This window comes from Agromyces sp. Y558 (genome assembly GCF_059445415.1).
The window spans coordinates 1,104,005-1,116,905 of sequence record NZ_JCAIUH010000001.1 but is presented as its reverse complement, the minus strand read 5'-3'; the positions used below and the strand labels follow the sequence as shown (position 1 = coordinate 1,116,905).

Below are 12,901 nucleotides of genomic sequence, written 5' to 3'. Positions count from 1 at the left end.
CGGCGATGAATGCGGCCATGCCGACTGCAGGTCACAAGCGAGACGCGCCGGAACGCCCTCCCGTCGCGAATCCCAACGCGGCCCCGGTGCTCGTGAAGCTGACCCCGCCCTTGTCTGTGCGCGCGAGCCAGGTTCTCTGGATGCTCAGTTTCGCCGTCGGCGGGTTCACGGTGGTCTACTTCTTCGTCATCCGTCAGACCCAGCTTCCCCTGATCGCGGACGTCGTTCGCGGCGTCAGCGACGGGCGCGCGGAGCAGACATACCAGACCGCCGCCGACGTCGTGTTCTGGGTCGTGTTCGGGGTGATGGTGGCAGCACTGCTGACGCAGATCACGCTTCTCGTGTCGTTCATGAGCCGGCGTCCCAAGGTGCGCTGGTGGCAGCTCTCGACGTTGGTGGTGCAGGTTCTCCTGCTGCTGCTGTCGACGGAGCTGGTGGCGATCGGCGAACGCGGTGAACCAGTGCGGCTCCTACTTGCCGCCCAATGCGGGCTCGTGGTGCTCGCGCTGCTCTGGAGTGTGCTCCCGGGCGCCATCGCCTGGTCTGCCCGGCAGCACGATATCCGCCGCGGGCCGCAGCTCTGACGCGATCTCTTCCAGACTGCGGATCACCACCCGGCATACACTCACCGTCGCTCGGTCCGTGAGCGGAGACTCGGCCAGTCGGCGCCAGTGCACGAGGACGGTTCCGACGCGGTCGCGGAGTGAGTCGCTGTCGGTGTCCTCAGCCACGCCGAGACGCACGTGGGTCGGGGTGCCCTTGGCACCGATGATCGTCTGGGCGTCCGCGGCATCCTGAGCGATCAGCGGAAGCCCTTCCGACCTCGCGCTGGCCAGCAACGAGAGTTCCCGCAGCGCATGCGCGCCGGCCGTGATGCGCTCGATACCGCCGCGGATCTCTTCGGTTCCCTCGCGCGGATTCTCGCGGATGAGCTTATCGAGCCCGAGCAGCACTCCGCGCGCCTTGAGAGTCGACGCGCGGCTGCGGAACTGATCTCGCACGAACCGTTGCAGCTCGATCAGTCCGCTCTGCTGCACGAGTTGCGCCGACAGATCGGACGAGCTTTCGGTGCCGCCACGAATGAGTGCGGTGGCCAACCGCACCCCGAACAGTCCGAATCGGTCGAGCAGGTTCCGGCGCTCGGCCACGCTCAGCTCGGTGACGTCGGAAGCACCGGTGAACCGGTCGGCCGACACGAGGAGGCGCTCACGGTCGATCCGTTCGAGCCCCGCAAGTTCCTGGAAGGCCGTGTACTCGTGCTCGCGGAGCGTGCGCGCACCTTCTGCGACGAGCCCCGCCACGGGGATGACCCCCAGAACCAGCGAGGCCAGCTCGCCATCGAGCTCGTAGCGTCGTGCGACCTTGCCGGCCGACAGCAGGGAATCGATGCGGCCGGAACCGATCTCGTCCGAGCGCGAGAGCACCCCGACCGCACAGATGCTCTGCGCCGCCCCGGCCGCGGTGTCGCGGAAGGCCTCGAGGAACTTGATGTCCGATGCGTGCAGGTGCCGCATGAGATAGACGACGGCATCCGCTGACGAGGGCGCCTCCTCCGGGGTGAGGAACACGGTCGCTCGCGCAGAGATCTCTACCGACAACGAGGCGATGCCGGGCGTGTCGATGAGGATCATGGACTTCAGACTGATCAACGGCCAGCCGACGTCGATCCATCCCACCTCCTCGACGGGAGCGCCACCGAGGTCGAGCACCAGGCGCCCGTGATCTCGTCGCACCGGCAGCCGCCGGGGTTCGCCCTCCTTCGGGTGAAGCGTGACGGTCGGAGTTGCCGAATAGCGGTACCAAGTGACGACCCGGGTGCACTCACCGGCGTCGGTCGGTGCGATCTGCTCGCCGAGCAGGGCATTCAGCAACGTCGACTTGCCCGCCTTCACCATGCCTGCGATGGCCAACCGCAGGGGCTCGCGCAAGCGCCGGTCGAGTTCGGCGAGCGTATTCTGCGCCGCAGGATCATCGTTGTAGACGGCGCGGGCGGTGCGCAGCAAGCCCGCTGCGTCGTCCCTCACCTGTGCCGTCACCGTTGTACGGCCTCGGTGCGCATCGGCGGAAGCTCGGGGATCTCGGCGCGAAGCCTCTCGAGTTGGCCGATCTGCGCTTTCAGTTGGACCACTCGCTGGTCGCGCTTGGATGTGTAGGTGGTGGCCGTCTGCTTCGCCGTGATGAGCGCCTCCGACAGCGATCGGTGCAGTTCTTCGGCCATCGCCCCGAAATGATCGCGAGCGGCGCGCTGCACCAGGCGCAGCCGGTCTTTGAGCTGCTTGCCGACCTGAAAGGTGACTTCGTCGATGTAGCGGCGCACGTGGCCTTTGGCTTCGTGCTTCCTGCGGATCAATCGTGCGCTCATGTCTTCGCGGTAGGCCCGCCGACCGACGAGCACTCCGGCGAGCAGCGACAACGGATTGATCAGGGACAGTCCGATCAGTCCTGTGGCGAGGCCCACCATGAGGACGCCGCCGTACGATCCGCGCACGCCGATGTAGATCCGCTCTCCTGCGCCGAGACGACCCGGGTCGAGCACGGAGATGCCCTCGACCGGGTCGAGCACGCCCTGGGTGTCGCCGACGTCGATCGCCGGGAGTGCGGACTCTCCCGCGCTGAACATCTCGGCCACCTCCTCCGACAGCCAGCGCGAGCGTTCGTCGGTCCACACGAATGTCTCGGACACCGCGCTGGCCACCCGCTGGTCGAGCCATTCGGTGATCTGGTCCCAGATGGGTCCGGGATCGCCCTCTTCGATCGCGTCCTCGGCCTCGCGCTGCACTTTGCGCAGCCGGTCGCGCAGGTCGTGTTCCATGTCGGCGATGAGATCGGCGACGCCGTCGGTGAGCGTCACCTGCCAGCGCGATGAGCGCCCGCGGAACTCGTCGGCGCGCGCCTTCGCCGCCTCCAACTGCGCGATCATGCGCGGCGTGTCCTCGGGGTGCAGGATCGCGTTCAGCTCGGAACGAAGCGACATCGTGAGCTGCTCGACCACCGATACGAGATCGTGCACGGCGCTGCGCTCGTGAATCACCTCGGCGCGGCCGAGCACCTCTCGACGCAGATGCGCGACGAGCGCCGGAAAGCCCGACTCGTCGTTCAGCGCGCTGTCGCGCAGTTCGGCAGCGAGCAGGCGAAGATCGCTGGAGACGGAGAATATCGGCACGTCGCCGGCATCGCGGAGGTGCCCGCGGTCGATCTGCTCGATCTCACGCCACGACGGGTAGAGGTCGGTCTTGGCGAGCACGGCGGCGACGTTCGGCGAGATGCGCATCGCGTGCTTGAGGAACTGCACCTCGGGTTCGGTGTACTCCTGCGAGGCATCCGACACCAGCAGCACGGCGTGCGCCGTCGACAGCGCCGACAGCGTCGCCAGCGCGTTGGACGATTCCATGCCGCCCACGCCGGGCGAGTCGACGAGCTTCAGCCCGCCCTTGAGGATCTCGCGCGGCAACAGCACCTCGGCCGACACGATGCGACGCTCGTTGCGCGGGTTGCCGCTCTCCGACACGAACTCGGAGATCTCCTCGAGCGGTATCTGACGGCGATCGACGGCAGCCGTGCCGGTGGCGGGATCCGTGTGCTGCTCGAGCACCCATGCCGAGGGCACCTCGGCGTACCCCACCGACGTCGGCACGCTCGTCGCGACGTCGTCGTCGACGGGGCATGCCGGTGCGTTCACGAGGGCGTTGATGAGCTTGCTCTTGCCCTGCTTGAACTCGCCGACCACGATGACGCGGATATCGGGATCGGCGAGCCGCGCCTGTGTCTGTTGGATTCGTCTGGCCAGGTCTGCACGACCGGATGAAGCGGCGAGCTGCCCCACGTTGCGGACGACGTCCATCATGGCCGAAGCCTCGCCCTCGAGCTCCGTCGCGCGTTGCAGGTGCGCCGCCACCGGCGGATCGTCGGGCGTCGCCGTTTGCTCGCGCTCCACCACTGCAGACTCCTCAGTGTCGACTGCTTCCGGCACGAATTCCCTCGTTCTCTCCATCGTGACAGAGAACGGGGCGGAGTGCACCCCGCCCCGTCACGCGCCCGATTCAGAGTGGGAAATCGGGCCCGATACTCCCAGCGTCGTCGACGACATCGTCGCCCCAGATGAGCGCGGTGTCGACATCCCAATCGGATGCGTCGACGTGCTCGATCTCCGCGGTGAAGAGGTTCGCCGCGCTCGGGTCGGAGAGGGCGTCTGCGAGATCGGTCTCCCATGCGCCGGCGTCGAACCCGTCGTCAGGCTCGACCATCGGATCTGCCGCCTGTGCCGACGAGTCGTCGTACGGCAGGGCACCGTGCTCGCTCGCGGCCTCGTCACTGGACATTTCGGACACCTTCGGAATCTGTGGGGGAATTTCAGTCTGCACTGCAAACCAGCGGATGTCAGCAGTGACCGCGGCCGTCAGCGACCGGATGGGGGTGTGCCCGGCCGCCCCAGGGGGCGACCGGGCAGAACTGCAACGCCCCTACAGGTTGATGTCGTCGACCTGTAGGGCGACGGCGTCAGGGCTGAGGATGTTGGCGTTGTCAACGTCGACGTCGACGTCGACATCGGTCGAGTAGTCGTCGTTGAACGAGTCGTCCACATCCACGTCGAGGTTGGTCGAGTTGTCGTTGAACGAGTCGCTCACATCGACGTCCCAGCTGTAGTCCTCGTTGTACGAATCTGTGGTGTTGCCGATCGAGATGTCGCCGACCGAGACATCGAACGACGAGTTGTCGATGTCGACATCGCCTCGCGCAACCACGCCGTAGTCACCGGAATTGACGACAGTTTCGTTGTTGAAGTACTGCGACACGTTGCCGCCGCTGGCGTCGCCAGCGGAAGAGCCGGTATCGCCTGCGCCGCCGCCGGTACCGGACCCACCGGCACCGCCTGTGCCGCTGGCACCGTTGCCGCCCGTGGCGTCACCGCCGGCACCACCGTCACCGCCGGCACCCACGGCGGCATCGCCGCCACCGCCGGCCGCACCCGAGGTGGCGCTACCACCCGAGCCGCCGCTGCCGGAAGCACCGGTACCGCCGCTGCCGGAACCGCCGGCTGAGCCGAGCGCGCCGGAATCGCCTCCGCTGCCAGCTGCAGCAGCGATGTTCTGGTTGACCGACTGGTCGAGCACCGTCGAACGGTTGTCGATGTTGACGCTCGTGCCGCCGCCATCAGCGAGCAGGCTCGACTCGCCGGTTTCACCGTCGGCGCCGAGGCTTCCGACGATCGTGAGGTCGCCGAACCCGACGTTGTACTCCCGCACACCCGCGTTGATCGAGTGGTCGTTCAGCGTCGTGTTGCCCGAGTCGTGGATCGAGTTGTCGTTGTACGAGTCGTGCACCGAGTTGTCGGAGTTGTCCGAGTTGTCGGAGTTGTCCGAGTTGTCGTTATACGAGTCGTTGGTCGAGTTGTCCGAGTTATCCGAGTTATCGGAGTTATCGGAGTTATCCGAGTTATCCGAGTTATCCGAGTTATCCGAGTTATCGGAGTTATCCGAGTTATCCGAGTTATCCGAGTTATCGGAGTTATCCGAGTTATCGGAGTTATCCGAGTTGTCGGAGTTATCCGAGTTATCGGAGTTATCCGAGTTGTCGTTGTGCGAGTTGAAGTCGTTGAGCGAGTCGACAGTGTTGTCGCTGATCGGCACCGCCACGTTGACGTTGAACGAGTCTCGGACTCGAGTCCAGACGCTGTTGTCATCGAAAGCCATGAGTGTGTTCCTTCGCTTCCCCGGACGATTTCACGCCCTGTTGTCGATTACCCGTCTCACGCTACGAGCGAGGTGCGGTGGTCGGCATCGGGGGCTTACCCGAGGGTTCACGAGGTGCTGTAGGGGACTCCGGCGCCCGATCAGGGGGCCACTGGGGGATCAGCTCAGATGCAGAAGCCGATCGCGAACGCCGCCTACTGGTCGTCGAGCGTGCGGCCGGCGGAACACCGGGTCTCCGCCGCGGTCTGCCCGGCGACATCGCTCGGCAGCGCTTCGACCGTGGGCGCGGGTGCGGCCGGGTCGGCGGGCGCCTCGGCCGCAGCGTCGTCGGCAGGCACCTCTTCGCCCGGCGCCTCCTCGGGAGGCACGATCGCATTGGGGTCGCCTGCCGAAGCGAACGCCGACTCTTGCGCAGCCGCGTCGAAGGTCACAGGGAGGTCGTTCTGGAGCGACGTTCTCACATATTCGGCCGAGCTCGTGGCCTCGACGGCACCGCCGCCCTCGACGTACGCGGTCGGGTACTGGATGAACGCGATCTTGCTGAGATCGGTGGCGCTCAGCGCCTTCGCGATCGAGATCATGCGGGTCGGGTCCATGAGCCCGTCGGACAGTTGCATGTTGGCGAGTGCGGCCTTGGCGATGGAGTAGAGCTTCACGGGGTCGCTGAGCGTGCCGTTCGATTGCACGGTGCGCACGAGTGAGGAGAGGAAGACCTGCTGGTTCGAGATGCGGGCGAGGTCGCTGCCGTCGCCGACCCCGTGCCGGGTGCGGAGGAACTGCAGCGCAGCCATGCCCGAGAGGTTGTGCGTGCCCGCCGCGAGGAACGTGCCGGTGTACTCGTCTTCGATGGGCTCGGCAACGCAGACATCGACACCGCCCACGGCTTCGGAGAGACCGGCTACGCCCATGAACTGCACGACACCGGCGAAGGGGATCGTGACGCCCAGCTCAGCCTCGACCGTCTCGACGACGCAACCGAGACCGCCGTGGGCGAGCACGGTGTTCATCTTCATGCCGTACTGCTCGGAGAACGGCTCTTCGGGGTCATCGGGGTCATCGCACTCGGGCACATCGACGAGCATGTCGCGCGGAAAGCTCACGACCGAGGCGTTGGAGTGGTCTTGCGAGATATGCAGCAGCATCGTGACGTCGTTGAGTACGGCGGTCTCTTCTTCGGGATCGCCGAACGCCATACCCTGCCCCTGGCGGCTGTCGCTGCCGACGACGAGGATGTTGACGCCGCCTTCCATGGCACCCACATCGGGCACGCCCTCGAGCACATCTTCGTTGCCGAGGGTGATGGTGGGTTGCACGGTCTTCGCGAGATCGAAGGCGGCGTACGCGGCGATGGCGGTGCCCGAGACGAGAGCGACTGCGACCACGGACGCGGTCACTTTGCCGGCGGTCTTCCACAGGCTGCGTCGCTTGAGTCGGCCATGCCGAACAATAGGATTCGAGGTCGCAGCACGACGTGCACTGCTTCGCAACTCTTCTGCCACCATCATCCTTTCGTGCATGGTCGTCTCGCGCGGAGGGCGTGGGATTCGAACCCACGAGACATTACTGCCCACTGGTTTTCAAGACCAGCTCCATCGGCCGCTCGGACAGCCCTCCAAGCCTGCAGTCTCGCACCCTGGGGCGCGATACGTGCGGGCAGGCCCCGATTCTAGCCGAAGCAAGCTTCGTCAAGCCTCGCAGGCCACCCTGAAAAGGTGCTGAAGCGGCTCGTTCGTACTCGCCTCAGCCTTCGTTGGCGCTCGAGCACCGCACCTCGGCGGCGGTCTGTCCCGTGACGTCATCGGGCAGCACAGCTCCGGGGGTCTCAGCCGGGGCGGATGCCTCAGGCGCGGCCGATGCCTCAGGTGCGGGTTCGGGCGCGGGTGCCGTCTCGTCGGGCACCGTTCCGAACTCGGTACCATCGATGGCGTTCGGGTCGATCACCAGGGGCACATCCGCCAGTAAGTCGGCGTTCACCTGCTCGGCCGACTCGGCGGCCTCCACGCCCGAGCGATCCTCGGTGTACACCGTCGGATACTGCAGGAACGCGACCTTGGACAGGTCGACGTCTTGGAGTGCCTTCGCAATCGAGATGAGCTTCACCGGGTCTTGCAGCGTCGGAGAGAGGCTCATGTTCGAGGTGACGGCTTTCGCGATCGAGTAGAGCTTCGTCGGGTCGCTGAGCGTGCCGTCGGCCTGCACGGTGCGCATGAGGGAGGCCATGAACGTCTGCTGGTTCGAGATGCGCCCGAGGTCGCTGCCGTCGCCGACGCCGTGCCGCGAGCGCAGGAAGGCGAGTGCGTCGTAGCCCGAGATGGTGTGCTTGCCGGCGTCGAGGTGCAGGCCCGAGTAGTCGTCGTCGATGCGCTCGGCGACGCAGACTTCGACGCCACCGACCGCCGTGGCGAGCGCGGCAACTCCGTCGAACTGCACGATGCCGCCGACGGGGATCTGAACTCCGGTGAGCTCCTCCACCGTCTGACCGACGCAGCCGATGCCGCCGTGCCCGAGCACCGTGTTGAGCTTCACACCCGACATCGCCGAGAGCTTTTCACCATCGGGGTCTTCAGGATCGGTGCACTCCGGCACCGGCACGATCATGTCGCGCGGGAAGCTCACGACTTCGACGTGCGAGTGGTCTTGCGCGATGTGCAGCAGCATCGTGACGTCATTGAGCTCGCCCGATTCATCTTCGGGGTCGCCGAATGCACCGCTCTCGGGCCGCTTGTCGCTGCCGAGGAGCAGGAAGTTGAGGCCGCCGTCCATCGCTCCGATGTCGGGCACCCCGTCGAGCAGGTGTTCGCTCTCGAGCTCGGCGCCCTGCTGCACCGATCCGAGCAGGTCGAGTGCGGCATAGGCGACGACCGAGGTGGCGCTGACCGCGAGCACGGCGACGGCGGATGCCGCGATCTTCAGGTACGTCGAGACGGCGCCGCGCCGCGGCATCCGCCCGTGCCTCGGCACCGCCGTCTGCTCGACGGCGACATCTTGCTCGACTGAACCGCTCACCGCAACCCTTCGATTTCGCCGATTCTATGCTGGCGAGCTCTGCGAGCACCGGGAGCGGTGCGATTCCGGGCGCGTTACGGCAGTGAGTCGAGCACCGCCGCGAGGCCTGCATCGTCGATCGTGCCGCCGACTTCGCGTGCGGCTTCGCGCACCTCGTCGGGCGCCTGGCCCATCGCGACGGCCCTGCCGGCCGCGCCCGCCCACGCGAACATCTCGAGGTCGTTGCGCCCGTCGCCTGCGGCGAGCACGCGGTCGTTCGGAAGGTCGAGCCAGCCCCGCACCCGTTCGAGCGCGGTCGCCTTGTTGACGCCGTCGGGGGCGATGTCGAGCCACGCGGTCCAGCCGATGGCGTAGCTCACGTGGTGCAGGCCCATCTGGTCGACGATGTCGAAGAACTCGTCGAGCCCGTGCTCGAGGCTCGTCACGACGACACGCGTGGCGCGCTGGTCGAGCAGCTCATCGAAGAGCACCTCACGGGCGTTGTCGACGTTCCAGTCGCTCATGCCCTCGGTGTAGAGGCGATAGCCGTCGGGCAACTCGACCATGAACTTGCCGGCCGGCAGGAACGAGCGAATGCGCTCGAGCACGGGCGTCGGGTCGAACGTCTCGACGTGACGGCGAACATAGCCATCTGATGCCGAATCGTCGCGCTGCATCGTGATGGCACCGTTGGCGCACACGACGTACTCGGGAGTGAGCTCGAGCCGCTCGAGCACCGGAGCGGTCGTCGCCCACGAGCGCCCGGTCGCGAGCGTCACGACATGGCCGCGGTCGCGGGCCGCGGCGACCGCCTCGGCGACGACCGGATCGATCGAGCCGTCTTCGTGCATGATCGTGCCGTCGACGTCGAGCGCGACGAACCACGGGTCAGCGTTCCCTGAACTCGTCGAAGGGATCTCCCCAGCTTCGACGGGCTCAGCGAGCTCCGGTTGCTCGCTGTTCATGCGACCGGCTCGAGCACCTCGAGGCCGCCGAGGTACCCACGCAGGGCCTCGGGCACCACGACCGAGCCGTCGGCCTGCTGGTGGGTCTCGAGGATCGCGACGAGCCAGCGGGTCGTCGCGAGGGTGCCGTTGAGCGTCGCGACGGGGGCCGTCTTACCGCTCTCGGTGCGGTGGCGGATCTCGAGGCGACGCGCCTGGAACGTCGTGCAGTTCGACGTGGAGGTGAGCTCTCGATAGGCGTTCTGCGTGGGCACCCACGCCTCGACGTCGTACTTGCGTGCGGCGCTCGAGCCGAGGTCGCCGGCCGCGGTGTCGATGACCCGGTAGGTGAGGCCCAGGTCTTGCAGCATGCCCTCCTGCCAGCCGAGCAGACGCTCGTGCTCGGCCTCGGCATCGGCCGGGTCGATGTAGGTGAACATCTCGAGCTTGTTGAACTGGTGCACGCGGATGATGCCGCGCGTGTCTTTGCCATGGCTGCCGGCTTCGCTGCGGTAACAGGTCGACCATCCGGCGTAGCGGATCGGCCCCTTCGACACGTCGATGATCTCGTCGGAGTGGTACCCGGCGAGCGCGACCTCGCTCGTGCCCGTCAGGTAGAGCTCCTGTTCGGGCAGGTAGTAGACCTCTTCGGCGTGCGCGCCGAGGAACCCGGTGCCGTTCATGATCTCTGGCCGCACGAGCGTCGGCGTGATGAGCGGCGTGAAGCCGGCCGCGATCGCCCGGTCGAGGCCCATGTTCATGAGCGCGATCTCGAGGCGCGCGCCGACGCCCTTGAGGTAGTGGAAGCGCGCGCCCGAGACCTTCGCACCGCGCTGCATGTCGATGGCGTCGAGCAGCTCGCCGATTTCGAGGTGGTCGCGCGGTTCGAAGTCGAACGCGGGGATCTCGCCGACCTCGCGCAGCACGACGAAGTCGTCTTCGCCGCCGGCCGGCACACCGTCGATGACGATGTTACCGAGGCGCTGCGCGGCGAGCGTGAACTCGGACTCGGCGTCACTCGCAGCCTGATTCGCGGCTTTCACGCGGGCCGCGAGCTCTTGCGCTTCGGCGACGAGAGCGGCCTTGGCGTCTTTCGGCGCCTGCGCGACCTGCTTGCCGAGGGCGTTCTGCTCGGCGCGGAGCGCTTCGAACACGGTGATCGCGGTGCGCCTCGCAGCATCCGCCTCGACGGCCGTGTCGACCAGCGCCACGGACTCGCCACGGAGCTCTTGCGAACGCTTGATCAGGTCAGGGTTCTCGCGAAGCAGCACGGGGTCGATCACCCGAGCAAGTCTAGCCGGGGCATCCGACGACTCGATCGGCACCCGAACGGCACCCGAGCGCGTTCACGGCCGTTTCAGGCCTCGATGCAATACCGTGGGCAGCGTGAGGGCAGACGAGGAGGGGGCGACGGATGCCGCTGGCCAGCGCCTGCGCGCGGCCATCATCTTCAATCCCACCAAGCAGGGTGTCGAGTCGCTGCGGGCCGCAGTCGAGGCTGCCGAGCAACGCCAGAACTTCGCCCCGTCGCTCTGGATCGAGACCGCCGAGGACGATCCGGGCAAGGGTATGGCGCGTGAAGCCCTCGAGGCCGGCGTCGACCTCGTGATCGCAGCCGGGGGCGACGGCACCGTGCGTTCGGTCGCGGCGACGCTCCGCGGCAGCGGCATGCCGCTCGGACTCGTGCCGATCGGCACCGGCAACCTCTTCGCCCGCAACCTCGACATTCCCGTGAACGACCAGGCCGACGCCGTCGTGCTCGCGTTCTCCGGCATGGACCGGGCCGTCGACGTGATCGTCGCCGACATCACCCGCGCCGACGGAACCGACGAGACGCACGTGTCACTCGTGATGGCCGGCATCGGCATCGACGCAGCCATGATCGCGGGCACCAACGCCGACCTGAAGAAGCGCGTCGGCTGGCTGGCGTACGTCGACGCGGGCCTGCGGGCCCTGCCCGCATCCAAGCCGTATCGCGTCGTGCACCGGGTCGACACCGGCCGGCAGCACCGCTCGAAGGTCGCGAGCATCCTCGTGGCGAACCTCGGCTACCTGCCGGGCAACATCGAGCTGATCCCCGACGCCGAGATCGACGACGGCCGCCTCGACGTGGTCGTGCTGGCACCTCGCAATCTCTTCGGCTGGCTGCTCATCTGGCGCAAGGTCACGTGGGAGAACCGGGTGCTGCGAAAGTCTGCGCTCGGCCGACAGTTCCTCGACCTCACCGGTGGCAGCAAGCGCACGGAGATCGTGTACCTGCGAGGGCGGGCAGTCGACCTCGAGATCGAGGGCGCGGCCGAGGAGTTCGAGATCGACGGTGACGAGTTCGGACTCGTGGTCTCTGCGCGGTTCAAGGTCGACCCGGCTGCGCTGATCGTGCGCGTGCCGCGCTGAATGCTGCGCGGCGCACTTCGACTGCGACGATCGCCACGAATGCCGCAATCGATGCTGAGACGAGCGGCCCGAGCATGGCCTGCGCGAACTGTCCGAACGCCATGCGCGCGAAAGCCTCGGATTGCGTCTCGCTGACCCCGCTTCCGTCGACGACGAGACCCATGCTCGCTCCCGCTCCTTCGACCACTCCGCGGACAAGCCATATCACAGCCACAACGGTTGCGGCCATGATCGCAACGAGCCCCCACCACTCCGCCCCTCGGTGCGTGCGAGCCTCGTCGCTCGCCCAATTCGCGCTCCCGGCAGGTAACGTTCCAAGGCGTCGTTGCGCCGCCAGTGCCGTCACGACGACGACGCCAATCGCACCGGCCATCAGCAGCGGCGACGACAACCCCCATCCGAGCTCCCGCAGCCCGGGCTCGGCAGACCGAGACACTCCCGTGTAGGAGCCCAGGTCCCAGTACACGGCCCACGACCACCAGACGCCGACCGCGAACGCCGCCATCGTCACCGCCCACCCGGCGACAAGCCATCGCTGCGGCATGGGCCCGCCGGGTTGCGCCTCGTCGTCGACAGGTGCAGTGGGCTCATCACTCGCGAGCTCGGCCGCCTCGAGCGGTGTCGCCGATTGCCCGCCGAGGTGCTCGAACAGCGCCTCGATGCCGCGTTGCTTCGGCTCCTCTGCGTCGTCGAACCGCTCGTTCACATGGCTCGGCAGCTCCGCCCTCGGCCGATCGGGGATGCGCGCCACCCGCGCTGCGCGGGTGTCCGCGGCATCTGTCTCGCTCGACCCATGGCCTGAATACCCGCGCTGGAACCGCGGATCGAATCGCGGGTCGATACCGGTCGTGGCGCCGTCGCTCACGTGGCCTCCTCGGATCAGGGCCG

General features: G+C 67.1%; 11 protein-coding genes and 1 tRNA gene. 2 read left to right on the top strand and 10 right to left on the bottom strand.

Features of this window, described 5'->3' with window-relative positions; genetic code table 11:
* The first annotated feature begins 17 nt into the window (after positions 1-17).
* On the top strand, positions 18-584 hold the full coding sequence (locus AC1C2T_RS05205) for a hypothetical protein (protein WP_495384494.1): 567 nt from the start codon (positions 18-20) through the stop codon (positions 582-584).
* Here the strand turns inward: AC1C2T_RS05205 and AC1C2T_RS05200 are convergent.
* The 9 genes from AC1C2T_RS05200 to serS all read right to left on the bottom strand — a co-directional run bounded on the left by AC1C2T_RS05200 (position 471) and on the right by serS (position 10,902).
* Positions 471-2,024, bottom strand: a complete 1,554-nt coding sequence (locus tag AC1C2T_RS05200; RefSeq protein ID WP_495384493.1) for a dynamin family protein — start codon at positions 2,022-2,024, stop codon at positions 471-473. The two genes, AC1C2T_RS05205 and AC1C2T_RS05200, sit on opposite strands and share 114 nt — an antisense overlap.
* 8 nt (positions 2,025-2,032) lie before the next feature.
* The gene (locus tag AC1C2T_RS05195; RefSeq protein WP_495384492.1) at positions 2,033-3,970 is read right to left on the bottom strand and encodes a dynamin family protein; all 1,938 of its coding nucleotides are present in this window, start codon (positions 3,968-3,970) and stop codon (positions 2,033-2,035) included.
* Positions 3,971-4,040: 70 nt separating this feature from the next.
* On the bottom strand, positions 4,041-4,319 hold the full coding sequence (locus tag AC1C2T_RS05190) for a hypothetical protein (RefSeq protein WP_495384491.1): 279 nt from the start codon (positions 4,317-4,319) through the stop codon (positions 4,041-4,043).
* Between the two features lie 141 nt (positions 4,320-4,460).
* Positions 4,461-5,690: a hypothetical protein gene (locus AC1C2T_RS05185; protein WP_495384490.1), complete on the bottom strand. Its 1,230-nt coding sequence runs from the start codon at positions 5,688-5,690 to the stop codon at positions 4,461-4,463.
* Positions 5,691-5,884: 194 nt separating this feature from the next.
* Positions 5,885-7,084, bottom strand: a complete 1,200-nt coding sequence (locus tag AC1C2T_RS05180) for an LCP family protein (RefSeq protein WP_495384489.1) — start codon at positions 7,082-7,084, stop codon at positions 5,885-5,887.
* A 135-nt stretch (positions 7,085-7,219) separates the two neighbouring features.
* Positions 7,220-7,304, bottom strand: a tRNA-Ser gene (locus AC1C2T_RS05175).
* A gap of 126 nt (positions 7,305-7,430) precedes the next feature.
* Positions 7,431-8,696 carry an LCP family protein gene (locus AC1C2T_RS05170; RefSeq protein ID WP_495361296.1) on the bottom strand — a complete coding sequence of 422 codons (1,266 nt, stop codon included), beginning with the start codon at positions 8,694-8,696 and terminating at the stop codon, positions 7,431-7,433.
* A 74-nt stretch (positions 8,697-8,770) separates the two neighbouring features.
* On the bottom strand, positions 8,771-9,640 hold the full coding sequence (locus tag AC1C2T_RS05165) for an HAD family hydrolase (RefSeq protein ID WP_495384488.1): 870 nt from the start codon (positions 9,638-9,640) through the stop codon (positions 8,771-8,773).
* A complete protein-coding gene (gene serS / locus AC1C2T_RS05160) occupies positions 9,637-10,902 on the bottom strand; it encodes a serine--tRNA ligase (protein ID WP_495384487.1) in 1,266 nt (421 codons plus the stop codon). Before serS ends, AC1C2T_RS05165 begins: the two co-directional genes overlap by 4 nt.
* A gap of 103 nt (positions 10,903-11,005) precedes the next feature.
* On the opposite strand from serS, the gene AC1C2T_RS05155 reads away from it, so the two are divergent.
* Positions 11,006-12,013 carry a diacylglycerol/lipid kinase family protein gene (locus AC1C2T_RS05155; RefSeq protein WP_495361299.1) on the top strand — a complete coding sequence of 336 codons (1,008 nt, stop codon included), beginning with the start codon at positions 11,006-11,008 and terminating at the stop codon, positions 12,011-12,013.
* Here the strand turns inward: AC1C2T_RS05155 and AC1C2T_RS05150 are convergent.
* The gene (locus AC1C2T_RS05150) at positions 11,970-12,878 is read right to left on the bottom strand and encodes a hypothetical protein (protein WP_495384486.1); all 909 of its coding nucleotides are present in this window, start codon (positions 12,876-12,878) and stop codon (positions 11,970-11,972) included. The two genes, AC1C2T_RS05155 and AC1C2T_RS05150, sit on opposite strands and share 44 nt — an antisense overlap.
* Between the last annotated feature and the right edge of the window lie 23 nt (positions 12,879-12,901).